Annotated in this window: 16 protein-coding genes; all 16 read right to left on the bottom strand. The window is 67.9% G+C overall.

The features are described from left to right. Nucleotides 1-69 precede the first annotated feature (69 nt). The 16 genes from E6O51_RS09110 to E6O51_RS09035 all read right to left on the bottom strand — a co-directional run bounded on the left by E6O51_RS09110 (nt 70) and on the right by E6O51_RS09035 (nt 17,894). Nucleotides 70-1,320 carry a pyridoxal-dependent decarboxylase, exosortase A system-associated gene (locus E6O51_RS09110; protein ID WP_230976744.1) on the bottom strand — a complete coding sequence of 417 codons (1,251 nt, stop codon included), beginning with the start codon at nt 1,318-1,320 and terminating at the stop codon, nt 70-72. Further along, nucleotides 1,317-3,140, bottom strand: coding sequence for an asparagine synthetase B family protein (locus tag E6O51_RS09105; RefSeq protein WP_136384677.1), 1,824 nt, complete (start codon nt 3,138-3,140; stop codon nt 1,317-1,319). Before E6O51_RS09105 ends, E6O51_RS09110 begins: the two co-directional genes overlap by 4 nt. A gap of 22 nt (nt 3,141-3,162) precedes the next feature. Next, a complete protein-coding gene (locus tag E6O51_RS09100) occupies nt 3,163-4,743 on the bottom strand; it encodes an acyl-CoA ligase (AMP-forming), exosortase A system-associated (RefSeq protein ID WP_136384676.1) in 1,581 nt (526 codons plus the stop codon). Between the two features lie 101 nt (nt 4,744-4,844). Further along, entirely contained in the window at nt 4,845-6,023 is a 1,179-nt protein-coding gene (locus tag E6O51_RS09095; RefSeq protein WP_136384675.1) for a right-handed parallel beta-helix repeat-containing protein, read from the bottom strand. A 13-nt stretch (nt 6,024-6,036) separates the two neighbouring features. Further along, nucleotides 6,037-6,945 (bottom strand): acetylglutamate kinase, encoded by a 909-nt coding sequence (gene argB / locus E6O51_RS09090; protein WP_136384674.1) that lies wholly within the window; start codon nt 6,943-6,945, stop codon nt 6,037-6,039. A gap of 122 nt (nt 6,946-7,067) precedes the next feature. Then, nucleotides 7,068-7,484, bottom strand: coding sequence for an Hsp20/alpha crystallin family protein (locus E6O51_RS09085; RefSeq protein WP_136384673.1), 417 nt, complete (start codon nt 7,482-7,484; stop codon nt 7,068-7,070). Nucleotides 7,485-7,590: 106 nt separating this feature from the next. Continuing rightward, nucleotides 7,591-7,992 carry a barstar family protein gene (locus E6O51_RS09080; RefSeq protein WP_136384672.1) on the bottom strand — a complete coding sequence of 134 codons (402 nt, stop codon included), beginning with the start codon at nt 7,990-7,992 and terminating at the stop codon, nt 7,591-7,593. After that, on the bottom strand, nt 7,989-8,336 hold the full coding sequence (locus tag E6O51_RS09075) for a ribonuclease domain-containing protein (protein WP_136384671.1): 348 nt from the start codon (nt 8,334-8,336) through the stop codon (nt 7,989-7,991). Before E6O51_RS09075 ends, E6O51_RS09080 begins: the two co-directional genes overlap by 4 nt. A gap of 27 nt (nt 8,337-8,363) precedes the next feature. Continuing rightward, entirely contained in the window at nt 8,364-10,013 is a 1,650-nt protein-coding gene (locus tag E6O51_RS09070) for a response regulator (RefSeq protein WP_136384670.1), read from the bottom strand. A 144-nt stretch (nt 10,014-10,157) separates the two neighbouring features. After that, nucleotides 10,158-11,969: an aspartate--tRNA ligase gene (gene aspS / locus E6O51_RS09065; RefSeq protein WP_136384669.1), complete on the bottom strand. Its 1,812-nt coding sequence runs from the start codon at nt 11,967-11,969 to the stop codon at nt 10,158-10,160. Nucleotides 11,970-12,029: 60 nt separating this feature from the next. Beyond that, the gene (locus E6O51_RS09060) at nt 12,030-12,656 is read right to left on the bottom strand and encodes a DUF502 domain-containing protein (RefSeq protein WP_136384668.1); all 627 of its coding nucleotides are present in this window, start codon (nt 12,654-12,656) and stop codon (nt 12,030-12,032) included. A gap of 12 nt (nt 12,657-12,668) precedes the next feature. Further along, complete coding sequence (locus E6O51_RS09055) at nt 12,669-12,923, bottom strand: FmdB family zinc ribbon protein (RefSeq protein WP_136384667.1); 255 nt, start codon at nt 12,921-12,923, stop codon at nt 12,669-12,671. Between the two features lie 137 nt (nt 12,924-13,060). Further along, nucleotides 13,061-13,912 (bottom strand): prepilin peptidase, encoded by an 852-nt coding sequence (locus tag E6O51_RS09050; protein ID WP_136384666.1) that lies wholly within the window; start codon nt 13,910-13,912, stop codon nt 13,061-13,063. A gap of 54 nt (nt 13,913-13,966) precedes the next feature. After that, a complete protein-coding gene (locus tag E6O51_RS09045) occupies nt 13,967-15,202 on the bottom strand; it encodes a type II secretion system F family protein (protein WP_136384665.1) in 1,236 nt (411 codons plus the stop codon). 16 nt (nt 15,203-15,218) lie between these two features. Next, nucleotides 15,219-16,937 carry a type IV-A pilus assembly ATPase PilB gene (gene pilB, locus E6O51_RS09040; protein WP_136384664.1) on the bottom strand — a complete coding sequence of 573 codons (1,719 nt, stop codon included), beginning with the start codon at nt 16,935-16,937 and terminating at the stop codon, nt 15,219-15,221. A 126-nt stretch (nt 16,938-17,063) separates the two neighbouring features. Next, nucleotides 17,064-17,894, bottom strand: coding sequence for a cytochrome C assembly family protein (locus E6O51_RS09035; RefSeq protein ID WP_136384663.1), 831 nt, complete (start codon nt 17,892-17,894; stop codon nt 17,064-17,066). Nucleotides 17,895-17,919 lie beyond the last annotated feature (25 nt).

Genomic DNA, 17,919 nt, shown 5'->3' with positions numbered 1-17,919 from the left:
GCCCGCGATGCGGCGTCCTTTGCACCCGGAACTGCCCTATCGCGGGCAAGCCCGCTCCCACAGGTGTCTTCACACGAGCACTTCGGTCACGGGCGGGTGGCCGAGGAATTGCTGCGGACTCGCGCTCGCCCCGTAGGCGCCGGACTGGTAGATCACTACCAGATCGCCCGGCTGGGCCGCGGCGAGATTCATGCGGTCGGCCAGCAGATCCAGGGGTGTGCACAGGGGGCCGACCACGGAGACGTTTTCCGTGGCCTCGGCGCCCATGCGGTTGCCGATCACGACCGGGTAGTTCTTGCGGATGACCTGGCCGAAGTTGCCCGACGCGGACAGGTGGTGGTGCAGGCCACCGTCGGTGACGAGATAGGTGTGGCCGCGGGAGACCTTCCGGTCGATCACGCGGGCGACGTAGAGGCCGGCTTCGCCCACCAGGTAGCGGCCCAGTTCGATGACGAGTTCGGCCTGGGGCAGCCTCGCCGCGGCCTCGGCAGCGATCGCGGCGAGGTTGTCGCCGATGGGCGCCAAGTCCAGGGGCTGCTCACCCGGGAAATAGGGAATGCCGAAGCCGCCCCCCAGGTTGAGGGTCCTGACGGTTGCCGGGGCGTGCTCGGCCAGGCGCAGGGCCAGGGCGAAGCTCTTCTGCTGGGCTTCGGCGATGGCTTCGGGCTTCAGGTTCTGCGATCCGGCGAAGAGATGGAAGCCTTCGAAGGCGAGCCCCACGCGGCCGATTTCGGCCAGCAGCGCGGGCACTTCTTCCGCATCCACGCCGAACTGCTTGGGGCCGCCGCCCATCTTCATGCCCGAGGACTTGAGTTCGAAGTCCGGGTTGACGCGCACCGCGACCCGCGCCGGCAGGCCCAGGGCCTGCTGCGCGGCGGCCAGGATGGGTACTTCGCGGAAGGATTCCACGTTGACCAGGATGCCCGCCGCCACGGCCTGGCGCAGTTCCGCCTCGCTCTTGCCGGGGCCGGCGAAGCTGATGTCCCGCGGGTCGGCGCCCGCGTCCAGCGCCACGCGCAGTTCTCCCGCCGAGGCCACGTCGATGCCGTCCACCAGTCCGGCCATGTGGCACACCAGCGCCGGCATGGGGTTGGCCTTCATGGCGTAGTGCAGTTTGACGGCCGGCGGCAGGGCGGCGCGCAGCTCTTCCACGCGCGCGGTGAGCAGGCTGCGGTCGTAGGCATAGAACGGGGTGCGGCCGACCCGGGCGGCGACGCGGGAGAGGGGGATGCCGCCCACCAGCAGTTCGCCATTTGCGACGGGGAAGCGGGTCATGGGGGCGTGGGCGGGCGCCGCCTTGGGCGGGAGGGGATTGGTCATGGGGAGGGGGTCGTCCATGGGAGTGGGCCGTTCGTCTCGTGCCCGCGCAGCCAGAACTCCATCATCATCATGATCCACACCATTTCGCCGTAATAGCCCGGATGGGCCGGCAGGTGGGTGGACAGAAGTTCGTCGACGAAGGCCGGGCGCACGATGCCGCGGCCCTTGAAACCGCCCAGGGCGTCGGCGGCGAGCGCCTTGAGGGGGGCGTGGCGGCAGGCCCAGACGCCGAAGGGCAGGCCGAAGCCGTGTTTCTTCTTGGCGATGATCTCGTCGGGCAGGAAACCGCGCAGGGCTTCCTTGAAGAACCAGCGCAGGGTCAGGCCCTTGAGCTTCCACGCCGGCGGCAGGGTGAGGGAGAAGTCGGTGAGTTCGTCGCTGAGCAGCGGGAAGGCCACGTCGATGCCGGCAAGCCCGGTGGTGCCGATGACCTTGGGCAGGTCGTTGTCGGCCAGGGTGTACTTCCAGTCGTAGTGGAGCATGCGGTTGATGTGGGAGCGGGCCGCGGTGGACGCCCACACCGCGCGCTGGCCGCGGGCGGGGCTGCCGATGTCCACACGGGCGAGGAAGTCCGGCTCGAACACCGTATCGGTGCCCAGACGCACCAGCATGTTGTACATGTGGATGCGGTCCGGCATGGGCACGCGGGCCTGCTCCACGTAGCTGACGCCCTTTTTCACCACCGGGATGCGGTCCATGCCCGGCAGGGCCAGGGCCGGTTCCAGCAGGCCGCGGCGCAGCGGGCCGGGGATGCCCTCGTACCAGCCGAAGATGCGCTGCTTGGCGTAGCGGCTGTTGCCGCCGAAGAGTTCGTCGCCGCCGTCGCCGGCGAGCATCTTCCCGATGCCGTCCTCCCGGGCGCGGGTGGCGCAGATCCAGCCCGGCAGGGCGGAGGAGTTGCCGAAGGGCTGGTCGTAATGGGTGGCGACCCGGGGAATGCCGGCGACCAAGTCGTCGGGGGTGACGTAGTACTCTTGGTGGTCGGCGCCGAAACGCCGGGCGGCGAGGCGGGCGTACTCCATCTCGTCGTAGCCGCTGGCGTCGAAGCCGATGGAGTAGCTGCGCGCCGGCTCGCCCCAGACCTTGCACAGCATGCCGGTCACGGTGGAGCTGTCCGTGCCGCCGGACAGGAAGCAGCCCACGTTCGCCCCTTCCGCCTCGCGCCGCACGCTGTCCTCGACGATTTGCAGGAAACGGGCCTTGGCGTCGTCGAAGCCGTGCGCCGTGTGTTCTTCGAAGACCGGCTGCCACCAGCGCACGCATTCGGCCTCACCGTTGCGCCATTTCAGCAGGTGGCCGGCGGGCAGGCGCGAGACGCCGGCGAAGATGGTCGTCGGCGCCGGGATCATGTGGAAGAAGAGGTATTCGAGCACGGCCTGGGAAGACACACGCCGGGGGATGCCGGGCAGGGTGTCGGCCCGGTCGGAGAAGGCCAGCCGGCCATCCTGTTCCCCGTAGCAGATCGGCCAGGTGCTGAAGCGGTCCGTGGCCAGCAGGGCCTCGCGGCCGCCGGCGCGGATCAGCACCACGCAGAAGCGGCCCCGCACCTGCTGCAAAGCCTCGTCGCCATGCCGGCGGAAGGCCTGCGCCCAGGCCGCTGCGGCCCCGTGCTGGAGGTTCGTCTGTTGCAGGGCCGTGTCGTCGAAGCGGGGCGTGCCCAGCGCCAGGCAGAGGTCGCCGCCGTCTTCGAAGACCGTCACGCCGGGACGAAAGGCCAGCGTGCCCCCCGGAAAATCGAGGCGGGCCACCTGGGGCGAGGGGGCTGCCGCATCGGGGGCAGGGGTGTCGCCGTAAAGAATCCCGCTGAACTGTTCGAGCACAGTCGTCTCCGTGGTGCCGGCGTCAGACTTCGCCGGCCAGCGTCTTGCGGTCGATCTTGCCGTTGGGGTTGCGGGGCAGGGGGCCGCTGCGCACGTCGATGCGGCCGGGCACCATGTAGGCCGGCATGCGCGCACGGCATTCGGCGAGGAGGGCCGCGGCGTCCAGCGTACCGCCTGCCGGTGGCGTGGCGATGACGACGATGCTCTGCCCCAGGGTGTCGTGGGCGACGCCGAAGGCGGCGCATTCGCCCACCAGCTTCGTGGCGTAGAGGATTTCCTCCACCTCGTTGGGGCTCACGCGGTAGCCGGAGGTCTTGATCATCTCGTCGCGGCGGCCGATGAAGTACAGGAAGCCTTCCTCGTCGCGGCGTACCGTGTCGCCGGAGAACACCGCCAGTTCGGGGATCATCAGGCCCGTCTCGCGCCCGGCGATGCCCGCGGGCAGCGGCTTGTAGCGCTCCGCGGTCTTCTCCGGGTCGTTCCAGTAGCCCATGCCCACCAGCGCGCCACGCTGCACCAGTTCGCCCGGCTCGTTGGGTGCGCATTCGGTGCCGTCCTCCCGCAGCACCAGCACTTCCGCGTTGGGGATGGCCTTGCCGATGGAGTCGGGGCGGCGGTCCGCTTCCTCCGGCGGCAGGTAGGTAGCGCGGAAGGCTTCGGTGAGGCCGTACATGAGGTAGGGGCGCGTGCGCGGCAGGGCGGCGCGCAGCCGGGTGAGCGTTTCCAGCGGCATGCGCCCGCCGGTGTTGGCGATGTAGCGGAGGTGTTCGGCGATGCCTGCCGGCCACTGTTGCTGCGAGAGCTGGATCCACAGGGGCGGCACGGCGGTGAGCCCGGTGACACGCTCCTGTTCCAGGGCCTTGAGCACGTCCCGCGGCAGCAGGTAGTTGAGCAGCACCACCCGCGCGCCGGCATGGAAGGCCGTCGTCAGTTGCGAGAAGCCGGCATCGAAGGACAGGGGCAGCGCGGCCAGCAGGGTGTCGTCGGCGCGGTTTTCCAGGTACTGGGCCACGCTCTTCGCCCCGGCCACCATGTTGCGGTGGGACAGCACCACGCCCTTGGGGCGACCGGTGCTGCCGGAGGTGTAGAGGATGGCCGCCATGTCCGTGTCGATGATGCGATGGCCCACCGCCGCCGGCGCGGCGAGCAGGTCGGTCCAGGTGTGTACGGAGGTGCCGGGCAGCGGGGCCATGTCGCCCGGCGTGCCGGTCAGCACCACGTGGCGCAGGTCGTGGCAGGCGGCCAGGGTCTCCCGCAGGGGGGCGTAGCGTTCCGGGCTGGTGACCAGCACGCGCACGTTGCAGTCGCGCAGGATGTAGCCCACCTGCTCGGGCTTGAGGATGGGGTTGACCGGCACGAACACGCCGCCGGCCGCGGTGGCGCCGAAGCTGGCGATGACCGTCTCGAAGCGCTTGTCCAGGTAGATGGCGACGCGCTCGCCGCGATCGAGGCCGAGGGCGATCAGCCCGGATGCGAAGGACTGCACCGATGCGTGGAACTGGCCGTAATCCTGCGTGACGCCGGAGAAGGTCAGCGCGGCGGCGTCCGGGTTCCGTTCGGCGGAAGCGCCGATCAGGTGGTGGAGGGCGTAGCTCTGCTGCATGCGTGGGAGCCGGTCGTGGACAAGAGTCGTTGCGGATGCGGCGAGTTTAGTGGATTTGCACGCATATCGCCGTGACATCCGGCCGGCAGGACTGCGGCCGTTCAGTCGGAACTGCCGTCCAGCGGCAGTTCGGTGCTCTGAAAGGCCCCGGAAACCCATTCCGCGGGAGCTTCCAGCCTGCGGGTGCCGAGGGGAAAAGCGAATTCCGCCGTGGGGGCCAGGGGGCCGGCAGGCGCGGACGGCAGGCCGGCCCAGCCGCGCAGGATGGAAGACTGGCCGAGGGTGATGTCGAAGGTGCCCGGATCGAGAATCCAGGGGGGAAGGTGGACATTGCCGCCATGCGTGCCCCGCGTCAGCGTGGTCAGCGTGCCGAAGCCGGCCGTGAGGTTGTTGCGGGTTTCCACCGTGGTGCCGGCGGGCAGCCGGCCGGGCCAGGTGCGCAGGAACCAGGCCGGGCGCCAGCCTTCGGTGAGCAGCGTGTTGTGGGCCAGCCGCAGCCGGCTCCCGGGCCAGGCATGGCTTTCCGCGCCGAAGGCGACCACCACCGGGTTCTGGGTGGCGGCGCTCTGGCCGATGACGTTGCCCACGACCAGCGCGTCGCCGCCGTTGGGCAGGTCGATCTCGTAGGAAGCGCCGCCGCCGGGACCGTCCACGATCAGGTTGTAGCGGATCTCGCTGACCTGGGCACGGGACTTGATGAGGTGGCCCCGGAAGCCGTTGTGGAAACGGCTGCCTTCCACGCTGAAATGGGCGATCCGGCCCACGTACAGCAGATGGGGCAGGCGGGCGTCCCGCGGCGCGTTGGCGAAGACGCTGCGGCGCACGGAGAGGCGGGAGTCGTTGAAGTTGGCGGTGAGGATGCCGGTCTGGTTGTCGTCGAACACGCAGTCTTCCACGGACAACTCGCCCCGTTCGAAGCGGATGCCGTTGCCGTTGCCGTCCGGCACCCGCGCGCCGCGGAATTCGAGGTTGGAGACGGTGAAGCTGCCGTTGCGGAACACCCAGATGGCCTTGCCTTCCGCGCTCTTGCCGGCGGCCTCCAGCACCGGCCGCGGTTCCATGCCGCGGATTTCCAGGCGCTTCTGCGTCCACACCGCCACGTCGCCGCGATAGGTGCCGGGGAGGATCAGCACCGTGTCGCCGTCCTGCGCCAGCCGGGCCGCGTCGCCGATGCGGGTGATGGCCTCGCCGGGGCCGACGACCAGCACGGCGGCAGCGGCCGAGGTGCCGGTCAGCAGTCCGCAGAGCAAGGCGAGGCAGGCCCGGCGCTTCCTGCCCATGCCTGCCACGCCCTTACTTGCTCTTGATCATCGTCCCCACCCCGTGGTCGGTGAGGATTTCCAGCAGCAGGCAGTGCTCCACGCGGCCGTCGATGATGTGCACCGATTTCACGCCGTTCCGCGCCGCATCCAGTGCCGAGCCGATCTTGGGCAGCATGCCGCCGGAGAGCGTGCCGTCCTCCACCAACTCGTCGATCTGGCGCGGGGTGAGGCCGGTGAGCAGGTTGCCGGCCTTGTCCAGCACGCCCGGGGTGTTGGTGAGCAGCACCAGCTTTTCGGCCTTGAGGATCTCGGCCAGCTTGCCGGCCACCACGTCGGCGTTGATGTTGTAGGTCTCGCCGTTCTCGCCCACGCCGATGGGGGCGATCACCGGGATGAAGTCGCCCTGGTCCAGGAAGGCGATCAGGCTGGGGTCGATGCCGGTGATCTCGCCCACCTGGCCCACGTCGACCACGTCGCCCGCCGGGGCGTCCTTCTTCTGCATCAGCAGCTTCTTGGCGCGGATGAAGCCGGCGTCCTTGCCGGTCAGGCCCACGGCCTTGCCGCCGTGCTGGGTGATGAGGTTGACGATCTCCTTGTTCACCTGGCCGCCCAGCACCATCTCCACCACTTCCATGGTCTCCGCATCGGTCACCCGCATGCCCTGGACGAATTCGCCCTTCTTGCCGATGCGGGTGAGCAGGCTTTCGATCTGCGGGCCGCCGCCGTGCACCACCACCGGGTTCAGGCCGACCAGCTTGAGCAGCACCACGTCGCGGGCGAAGCAGTCCTTGAGGTGCGGATCGGTCATCGCGTTGCCGCCGTACTTGATGACGATGGTCTTGTCGAAGAAGCGCTTGATGTAGGGCAGGGCCTCGGCCAGGACGGCGGCCTTGAGGGCGGGGGTGACGCTGCTGGTGTCGGCGCGGGTGGAGTCGGTCATGGGGGCATCCGTCTGGGGTGGGAATGTGCGGCGGATTCTACCGCGCCGGGCGTGCCGAAAGAATTTCGCCCGGCCGGCGGGTGCCGGTCGGGCGAAAGGTCCGGTGAAAGCGGGCGCTGGGCCTAATCGATGGTCAGGCGCTTGGCCTGGGCGGCGGCCTTCTTGGGCAGGGTCAGCTCCAGCACCCCCTCGTTGAACTTCGCCGTGGCGCGCCCCTCGTCGATGTCCTGGCCGAGCTGGAAGCTGCGCGAGACCTTGCCGAAGTAGCGTTCGGTGCGCAGCACGCGCTCGCCTTCCTTGACTTCCTTCTCCTGCTTGCGTTCGGCGCTGATGGACACGACCGGGCCGTCGATGTTGACGTGGATGTCTTCCTTCCTGATGCCGGGCAGTTCGGCATGCACCTGGTAGGCGTCGTTGTCTTCCTTCACGTCCACCTTCACCTGGGGCGCTTCGGCCTGCAGATTGCCGACTTCGACCGGGCGGACGAAGAAACCGCGCAGCAGATCCTCGAAGGGATCGCGATTGATGATGTTGGCCATGATGATGCCTCCTTTCACGCTGGGTGGGTCGGATGGATCGGGCTGCTATGAATATAGGTTCGGGCGGACCGTTTTCAAGCGGCCGACGGGAACCGGACGGCAGCGCTCAGGGCCGGGCGGGGAGAGGTGCGAAGAGGATCAGGCGACGGCCGTCCCGCGCCAGCTCCGCGGCCGCCTCGGCGAAGATTTCCAGCGCGCTGCGGTAGTCCTCCGGCGCGGCGGCGCGCAGGGGCCGGCTGCCGGCGAAGGCCACGGCGACGCAGTCGCCGGGCAGCCAGGACAGGTCGCCCAGGCAGTCCGAGAGGGCGTCCCAGTTGTGGCCGAACCAGGACGGGAAGGCCAGCGCGGCGGCGATGGCGCGCAGCAGGCCGGCCTTGTCGCGGCAGGCGGCCAGTTCCACGCGGTGGAGCGGGACGCCGGCCGCGCGGGCGGCGGCTTCCAGGCCGCGCAGGCCACCCCGCGGCAGGGGACGGACGCCGGCGGCGTCGAAGAGGGAGGCGGCATTCATCGGCGGGGCTCGATGGGGCGGAAGCTGCGGTAGTGGTCGGTGGTGTAGTAGAACACCTCGGGCGGCTGCCCGCCGGTGACGATGCGCCTTGCGCCCCGGTCGCGCGCGCCGGGCGTGGGCACGGTGTATTCCCGGTAGTAGCCGCGCGGGCGTTCCGGCAGCAGGCGTTCCCGGTTCTGGAACACGGTGCCGTCCTGGCGGTAGGGGAAGGGGCCGCCGGCCTGGATCAGCGCGAGCGTGGCGTGGGCTTCGGACGGCAGGCCGCCGCCCCGTGGGGCCTCGTCCGCAGCCGGCAGGCAGGCGGCCAGCAGCGGGAGCAGCAGGACGAGCAGCCAGCGTTTCATGGCGAGAACTACCGGGGCGCGGCGCGCTCAGATCGCATCGGAGCCGTTGCGCGTGCGCTCGCGCGGCTGGATGGCGTATTTCTTGAACAGGCCGTGCATGAAGGCGGAGATCGCCGCCAGGCGCGGGCTGGCCGGGTCGAAGCGGCGCGCGCGCACGATCAGCGCGCTCGCCTGGCTGGCGAAGCGTTCGTTCCAGCCGCGGTGCTCCACGTGGCGCAGCAGGGCGAGCGCGGCGTTGAACAGCACGTGCGGATTGCCGGGCATCTTGCGCACCGCGCTCATCATCTCGCTCACCGCGCCGTCGTAGTCGCCGCTCTTGGCCTTGTCCGCGCCGCGCGCGATCAGGCTGCGCACCTCCTCGCGCGTGCGGCCTTCGAGCTCCTCGGCGAGCAGTTCCCGGCCGCGCTCGCGCAGGGCGTCGCGGGTCACTTCCACGGTGCGCTCGTCGGGGGCGTTGCGCAGGATGTCGAGCACCAGTTCGCTGCCTTCGGCTTCCAGGTCATTGTCGAAGCAGGCCTTGACCAGTTCCTGCTTGAGGCCGATGGACAGGGAACTGCTGTCGGCTCCGGTGGCGACCGCTTCGTGCAGTACGGCACGCGCCTTGTCGGGTTCGCCGATGCCGGTATGGTAGAGCGCGCGGGCCAGCGCGGCGCACATGGGCGTCTTGGCCTGGCCGAGCATGCTGCGTTCCAGGTCGCGGATGGTGGCGCGCGCCTCCGCGCTGCGCCCCTGGCCGAGCTGGGCCTGGACCAGCCGCACGTGGTCCTCCGGATCACGGAAATCGGATGCCTTGCCCTTGCGCACGACCTCGGCCAGGGTCTGCTCGGCGCGCTTGTGGTCGCCCAGTTCGAGGGCGATCTCGCCCAGGTGGCGCAGTCGTCCGACGCGGTACGGGGAGCGGTTGGTGGCCGCCACCAGGGCGTCGCGGGCTTCGTTCAGGCGGCCGCCTTCTTCCCGGCAGCGCGCCAGCAGGTCGTAGGCGTCGATGTAGTTGTCGTACTCGGCGACCAGGCCGGTGAGCACTTCCTCGGCTTCCATGTAGCGCTTGCGCAGCATCATGAGGCGCGCGAGGCCGAGCTTGGCCCAGGGCAGGTCCTTGTCCCGCAGCGCCCTGGCGTAGGCAGCCTCGGCTTCGTCGGTCTGGCCGATGGACAGGTGCAGTTCCGCCTGCAGGCGGAGCAGATCGGCCAGATGGCGGGGGTGTTCCCGTTCGGCGGCGCGGAGAAGCTCGACCGCACCGAGCGGATCGCCCATCTCGATGCGCCGGTAGGCGGGCAGGAAGACGTCGCGCTTGCCGAGGGCGCGCTGCAGGCGGTGGTGCAGGGCGTGGGCCGCCAGCGGCCTGAGCACGTAGTCGTTGGGGGCCAGCTCGGCGGTGCCGACCACGCGCTCGTAGTTGCGCTCGCCGGTGACCATGATGAACAGCGTGGCGAGCGGGATGATGTCGTTGTGGCGCAGGTCTTCGAGCAGGTGCTGGCCGTCCTGGCCCTCGCCCAGCTTGAGCTCGCACAGCACGATGTCGAAGCGCGCCTCGCGCAGCTTGCGGATGGCCGTGGCCGCGTTGGGGGCGAACTGGACCTGGGTGACGCCGAAGCTCCCCAACATGGAGCGCAACTGGTTGCGCATGTTGGCGTTGGCGTCGATGACCAGTACGGAAACGCTTGCTAGATCGGCCATGGTGCGCGGTAGGGCGGGCAAGAGGAACGGAGTACCGTGTTTAACGGCCGTTCCGCTGCCACCCTTGAGAAAGGGCTTCGGTAAACGGCAAAAGGGCGGACGTTCGTCCGTCCGCCCATCTTGCCATATCCGTGTGTAGCGGATTCAGTTGCGCGCGACTTCCACCTGGGTTTCCACTTTCTGGCGCAGGCGCACGTGCAGTTCGCGCAACTGCTTTTCGTCCACCGCCGACGGCGCGTCGGTGAGCAGGCACTGGGCGCGCTGGGTCTTGGGGAAGGCGATCACGTCGCGGATCGATTCTGCGCCGGTCATCAGCGTGACGATGCGGTCCAGGCCGAAAGCCAGGCCGCCGTGGGGCGGCGCGCCGTACTTGAGCGCGTCGAGGAGGAAGCCGAACTTGGCCTGCTGCTCCTCGGGTCCGATGTTGAGCGCCTCGAACACCTGGGCCTGCACGTCGGCGCGGTGGATACGCACCGAGCCGCCGCCGATCTCCCAGCCGTTGAGCGCCAGGTCGTAGGCCTTGGCCAGGCATTCGCCCGGGTTGCTCCCGAGCAGTTCGAGATGGCCGTCCTTGGGGCTGGTGAAGGGGTGGTGGCAGGCCACCCAGCGCTTGTCTTCCTCGTCGTACTCGAACATGGGGAAGTCCACCACCCACACCGGGCGCCAGGCGTCGCCGGTGACGTAGCCCTTCTCGTGGCCGAGCTTGACGCGCAGCGCGCCGAGGGCGTCGTTGACCACCTTGGTCTTGTCGGCGCCGAAGAAGATCAGGTCGCCGGATTGCGCGCCGGTGCGTTCCAGAATGGTGCGCAGGGCGGTCTCGTGCAGGTTCTTGACGATGGGCGACTGCAGGCCTTCTTCGTTGGGACTGGAGGCGTCGTTGACCTTGATGTAGGCCAGGCCCCGGGCGCCGTAGATGCCGACGAACCTGGTCAGTTCGTCGATCTCGCCGCGGGTCAGGGCCTTGTCGCCCGCGCCGCCGCCAGGCACGCGCAGGGCCGCCACGCGTCCGCCGCTGGTGGCGGGGCCGGAGAACACCTTGAAGGCCACGTCCTGCACCGCGTCGGTGACGTCCACGAGTTCCAGCGTGACGCGCAGGTCGGGCTTGTCCGAGCCGTAGCGGCGCATGGCCTCGGCGTAGGTCATGCGCGGGAAGGGGGAGGGCAGTTCCACCGCGAGGGATTCGCGGAACACGAAGCGGATCATCTCCTCCACCAGGGCGGTGATGGCATGCTCGTCCATGAAGGAGGTTTCCAGGTCCACCTGAGTGAATTCCGGCTGGCGGTCGGCACGCAGGTCCTCGTCGCGGAAGCACTTGGTGATCTGGTAGTAGCGATCGTAGCCGGCCACCATCAGCAACTGCTTGAAGAGCTGGGGCGACTGGGGCAGGGCGAAGAACTGGCCTGGATGCACGCGGGAGGGCACCAGGTAGTCGCGCGCGCCTTCCGGCGTGCTCTTGGTGAGCATGGGCGTTTCCACGTCGATGAAGCCGGCAGCGTCGAGGAAGCGGCGGAAGGCCATGGCCACCTTGTAGCGCAGCATCAGATTCTTCTGCATCTGCGGGCGGCGCAGGTCGATGACGCGATGGGTCAGGCGCACGTTCTCGGACAGGTTGTCGTCGTCGAGCTGGAAGGGCGGCGTGGCCGCCACGTTGAGCACCTCGATGTCCTGGCACAGCACCTCGATCTCGCCCGAGACGAGGTTGGGGTTCTCGGTGCCGGCGGGGCGGCGTCGCACGCGGCCGCTCATCTTCAGCACGAATTCGTTGCGCACCGATTCGGCGGTGGCGAACATCTCCGGGCGGTCCGGATCGCACACCACCTGCACCAGGCCCTCGCGGTCGCGCAGGTCGATGAAGATCACCCCGCCGTGGTCGCGGCGGCGGTGCACCCAGCCGCACAGGGTGACGGTCTGGTCGAGGTCGGCGGCGGTTACCTGGCCGCAGTAGTGGGTTCGCATGGTGTCGGTGTTCCGGCTAGAGGCAATGTCAGGGTTGGCGCGCCGCGCGGGCGGCGCAGGTCATTCGTCGAGCAGGGCGGGACGCGGGGCGAGCTTGCGCGTGGGCGGCGCCACGACCCCCATCGAGATGATGTACTTGAGCGCCTCGTCCACGCTCATGTCCAGTTCGATGACGTCGTCCCGGGGCATCATCAGGAAGAAGCCCGAGGTCGGGTTGGGGGTGGTCGGCACGTACACGCTGACGTATTCGCCGTGCAGGTGGTGGGCGGCGTCACCGCCCGGGCGTCCAGTCAGGAAGGCGATGGTCCACGAACCCTGGCGCGGGTACTGCACCAGCAGGGCCTTGCGGAAGGCCTGGCCGCTGCTGGAGAAGAGGGTGTCGGAGACCTGCTTGACGCCGTAGTAGAGCGACTTGACCACCGGAATGCGCGCGAGCAGGGCTTCCCAGTAGGCGACCAGGCGCTGGCCGAGCACGTTGGCCGCCACCAGCCCGGTGGCCAGCACGATCAGCACGCTGACCACCAACCCTGCGCCGGGGATGTGAAAGCCCAGTGCAGCCCGCGGCTGCAGGCCGTTGGGCAGCCATTCGATGATCCGGTCCAGCGTGCCTACGATCCAGGCCAGCACCATGAAGGTGATGACCAGCGGGATCCAGATCAGCAGACCGGTGATGAAGTACTTCTTCACGGAGAGGGGCGGTCAGTGCGGATGGCAGGCACAGTTGCCGCCGCAGCCCCCGGGGGCTGCTTCCGCCGGCTTCGCCGCCGCGCCGCCGCCCTTGAAGTCGGTGGCGTACCAGCCCTTGCCCTTGAGCTGGAAGCCGGCCGCGGACAACAGCTTGACGTAGGTTTCCTTGCCGCAGGACGGGCAGGTGGTGAGCAGCGCATCGCTCATCTTCTGCATGTGTTCCTTCTGGAACCCGCAGCTCTCGCAACGATATTCGTAAATGGGCATGACGACCTCCGGAAAGGCAAGCGCGTAAGTCTAGCGCAATGCAGCATGAGGGAAAAGAAAGCCGGGGGCGCGTACGCGCGCCGCCTCGCGCCGATCTGGGGGCGCAGGGCGCGACTTTCAAGCCGGGGTGTCTGCAGTCAGAAAGCGCCGAGATAGAGCCGGGTGAGGGATTCGCCCCAGAACAGGGCCAGGATGCCGGCAGCGGCGAGGTAGGGGCCGAAGGGGATGGGCACGCTGCGCCCGTGACGGGCGAAGACGATCAGGGCGATGCCGACCGCCGCGCCGACCAGCGATGAGAACAGGATGGTCAGCGGCAGCAACTGCCAGCCCAGCCAGGCGCCGATCGCCGCGAGCAGCTTGAAGTCGCCGTAGCCCATGCCTTCCTTGCCGGTGGTGAGCTTGAACAGCCAATACACGGACCACAGGGCGAGGTAGCCGGCCATGGCGCCGATCACCGCGCTCGGCAGGTCGGTGAAGGTGCCGCCGAGGTTGAAGGCGAGGCCGATCCACAGCAGCGGCAGGGTGAGATCGTCCGGCAGCAACTGGGTATCCAGGTCGATGAAGGCCAGCGCGATCATCATCCACAGAAAGATGATCGCGCCGAGTGCCGCGAGGCCGAAGCCGAAGTGCCAGGCGGCATAGCCGGCGAGCACCGCCGACAGCGATTCGACCACCGGATAGCGTCCGCTGATCGGCGCGCCGCAATGGCGGCAGCGCCCGCGCAGCAGCAGGTAGCTGACTACCGGGATGTTCTCCAGCGCCGTGATCAGATGGCCGCAGTGGGGGCAGCGCGAGCGCGGCGTGGCGAGATTGAAGCGTTCCTGTTCGGGCGGCGTCTCGCCGCGCAGTTCGGCTGCCTGGGCCTGCCAGTCGCGTTCCATCATGCGGGGCAGGCGGTGGATGACGACGTTGAGGAAACTGCCGACGAACAGGCCGAGCAGAGCGGCCGCCGTCGTGAAGGCGAGCGGCGCGTGGAGGAATTCGATCATGAGGGGATGCGCAGGAGCCGCCCGGCGGACATCCCGCCGGGCGGTGGGGTTCGATCAGACTACGGCGCCGAGCTTGAAGATCGGCAGGTACATGGCCACGACGAGGCCGCCGATGACGGTACCGAGGAAGACCATGATGATCGGTTCGAGCAGTTGGGAAAGACCGGCCACCGCGTCGTCGACCTCCTGTTCGAAGAAGTCGGCGACTTTGGCGAGCATGGAATCGAGCTGGCCGGATTCTTCGCCGATGGAGACCATCTGTACCACCATGGTGGGAAATACAGAGGCGTTCTGCATTGCCACGGTCAGGCTGGTACCGGTGCTGACTTCATTCTGGATCTGCTTGGTGGCGGTCAGATAGACGTAGTTGCCCGAAGCGCCGCCCACCGAATCGAGCGCTTCGACCAGCGGCACGCCGGCGGCGAACATGGTAGACAGCGTACGAGCCCAGCGCGCCACCGTGGCCTTGCGGATGATGTCGCCGATCACCGGAAGCTTGAGCACCATGCGGTCGACAGCGATCTGCATGCCGGTCGAACGCTTGTACAGATAGCTGATCCCGAGCACCGTGCCGATGATGATGCCGAATATCACGTACCAGTATTCGACGAAGAAGTCCGACATGGCGATGACCATCAGCGTCGGGGCGGGCAGGTCGGCGCCGAAGCTGGCGAATACGTTCTTGAACTCGGGGATCACAAACAGCATCATCACCGCGATCACCAGCGTGGCCACCACCACCACCGCGATCGGGTAGAACAGCGCCGATTTGATCTTGCTCTTGATGGCGAGGATCTTTTCCTTGTAGGTCGCAATGCGGTCGAGCAGGTTGTCCAGGATGCCGGCCTGTTCGCCGGCAGCGACCAGGTTGCAGAAAAGTTTGTCGAAATGGACGGGGTGTTTGCTGAATGCCTGCGACAGGTTGGAGCCGGTTTCCACGTCGTTGCGCACGTCGTTCAGCAGGCGTGCCAAGGCAGGGTTGCCGGAGCCCTTGATGCCGATATCGAAAGCCTGCAGCAAAGGTACGCCGGACTTCATCATCGTGGCGAGCTGGCGGGTGAACAGAGCGATGTCCTTATCGGTGATCTTGCCACCCCGCGACATGCGCTGCTGCTTGACCTTGGTGACCATCACCCCCTGGCGGCGCAAGGTGGCCTGGACGACCGATTGAGCCGTGGCACGCATCTCGCCACGTACGATCTTCCCCGTCTTGTCCTTGCCTTCCCAGTTGAAGAGCAGTTCCTTGGGGCCGGTCCGTACGGCGCGTCCAGCTTGGGTTGCAGTCGCCATGTCAGTGTTCCTTGTCTTACTCGTTGGTCGTGGCCAGCACTTCTTCGAGCGAAGTGACGCCCTGCTTGACTTTCAACAGTCCCGACTGGCGCAGATCGCGCACGCCTTCGCGCTGGGCCTGCTCGGCGATGTCCATGGAATTGCCGTTGGTCATGATGATGTGGGCGATGTCCTCGCTGATCGGCATCACCTGGTAGATGCCGACCCGCCCCTTGTAGCCGCTGCCCTTGCAGCGTTCGCAGCCGACCGGCCCGTAGGGTTGCCAACTGCCGTCGAGGTCGGCTTCGGAATAGCCGGCCTGCAGCAGCACCTCGATGGGGATGTCTACCGGTTGCTTGCAGGTGCATAAGCGACGGGCCAGGCGCTGGGCGGTGATCATGATCACCGAGGAGGCAATGTTGAAGGGCGCCACCCCCATGTTCTTCAGGCGTTCGAGCGTGGTCGGGGCGTCGTTGGTGTGCAGCGTGGACAGCACGAGGTGGCCGGTCTGGGCGGCCTTGACAGAGATCTCGGCGGTTTCCAGGTCGCGGATTTCACCGACCATGATCACGTCCGGATCCTGGCGCAGGAAGGCGCGCAGCGCTGCGGCGAAGGTGAGGCCGGCCTTGTCGTTGACGTTGACCTGGTTGATGCCCGGCAGGTTGATTTCGGCCGGGTCCTCCGCGGTCGAGATGTTGACTCCGGCCTTGTTGAGGATGTTCAGGCAGGTGTAGAGCGACACGGTTTTGCCGGAACCGGTCGGGCCGGTGACCAGGATCATGCCGTAAGGGCGCTCGACTGCGTCCATCAGCGCCTTCTTCTGGTCCGGCTCGTAACCCAGGGCGTCCACGCCCAGCATGGCCGAGGACGGGTCCAGGATACGCATCACGATCTTCTCGCCGTGCAGCGTGGGCAGCGTGGATACCCGGAAGTCGATGGCCTTGGTCTTGGACAGCACCAGCTTCATGCGGCCGTCCTGGGGGACGCGCTTTTCCGAGATGTCCAGGCGCGAGATCACCTTGATGCGGGCGGCGATCTTTTCCTTCAGCACCAGCGGCGGCTGGGCGATCTCCCGCAGCACGCCGTCGGTGCGCACGCGGATGCGGTAGTACTTTTCATAAGGTTCGAAATGGATGTCCGAGGCGCCTTCGTTGATCGCGTCGATCAGCACTTTCTGGATGAAGCGCACCACCGGCGCATCGTCCACCTCGGATGCCGCATCGTCACTGCTGCTCTCAGTCGTTCCCTCCTGGTCGAGCATGTCCATGTCGAACTCGTCGCCAGTCAGATCCTTGAGCGTCTGCTCGGTGGATTCGGACAACGATTCGGCCAGCTTGGCCAGCTTGTCGGCCTCGGCCACCACCAGGTCCACCTGCAGGCCGGTCTGGAAGCGGATCTCGTCCAGCACCCGCATGTTCGACGGGTCGGCGATCGCCACCACCAGGCGGTTCTGCCGCTTGCCCAGGGCGACCACCTGATGCTTGCCCGTGAGCTTGCGGTCGATTGCGTCGCGCGGGACGAAGGACTTGTCGAGCGCGGCGACGTCGAGGAGCGGATAGCCGAAGGTCTCCGCCGCGAAGCGGGCGACCTCGCGCGTGCTGATGAGCTTGCGCTGGGCGAGTTCGATGAGGAAGCCGTTGGTGGAACCGTTCCCGGTGCCGGCGGCACAGGACAGCGCGTCGGCTTCGGACAGCCGTCCGTGCTGGACCAGGGCGCGGGCGAGCCCGCTCAGGGCAGTTTGGGGATTGGCGGCCATTTCAACGCGCTTAGCTAACTGACATTCGATCTTGTCACGCCGCCGTCCGCCTTGTAAAGGCCCGACAGGCCGAGGTCCCGCGCGCGCTGCCGCAAAAAGCGGCACGGACGATCGCGCATGCCGGTTTCAGTTTGCGCGTGCGAGCAGCACTTCGATGACGAAACGGCTGCCCACATAGGCCAGCAGCAGCGTGACGAAGCCCGCCAGCGTCCAGCGCAGCGCCACTCGCCCGCGCCAGCCGCGGATGTGCCGTCCGGCCAGCAGGATGCCGAACAGCAGCCATGAAATGAAGGCGAAAACGGTCTTGTGGTCGACGCGGAAGGCCTGGCCGAACAGCGACTCGGAGAAAACGGCGCCGGAAACCAGGGTCAGCGTGAGCAGCACGAAGGCGATGCCGATCAGGCGGAACAGCAGCGCTTCCATGGTGAGCAGCGGCGGCAGGTTGGCCAGGGCACGGGTGAAGCGGGCATGGTGCAGTTGGCGCTCGGCCACTGCCATCAGCATGGCGTGCAGCGCGGCCAGCGTGAACAGGCTGTAGGCCAGCATGGCGATGATGAAATGCGCGCGGAAGGCCGGCGAGCCGGCATTGGTCAGCACGTGCTCGCCCGGGAAGAGCGCCGGCAGCAGGGCGCCGATCACGCCCGCGGGCATGGCCAGCGCGTGCAGGCCGTCCAGGCGGGCGTAGAGGGTTTCCACCCAGTAGAAGCAGATCGCCAGCCAGATCATCAGCGACACCGCCACGCCGAAGCCGAAGCGCATCTCGCCGCCGGGGAACAGCGCCGCGTGCAGCGCCGCGCCGTGTACCACCAGGGCCGCCAGCAGCACGAGGCGTTCGCGCGTGGACATGCACTGCCGCACGGCGGCATCGCCGCTGCCGGCCCAGCAGATGCGCCAGAAATACAGGCCCAGGGCACCGTACAGCGAGGCGGGAACGAGATGAAGTAGAATCGAGGCCATAGAATCCGCAGTTTACCCCAACGCG

Origin of the sequence: Pseudothauera rhizosphaerae (assembly GCF_004801305.1) — a bacterium.
Classification (GTDB): domain Bacteria; phylum Pseudomonadota; class Gammaproteobacteria; order Burkholderiales; family Rhodocyclaceae; genus Pseudothauera; species Pseudothauera rhizosphaerae.
The sequence above is the reverse complement of the archived record's forward strand: the minus strand, read 5'-3'. Positions and strand labels throughout refer to the sequence as shown.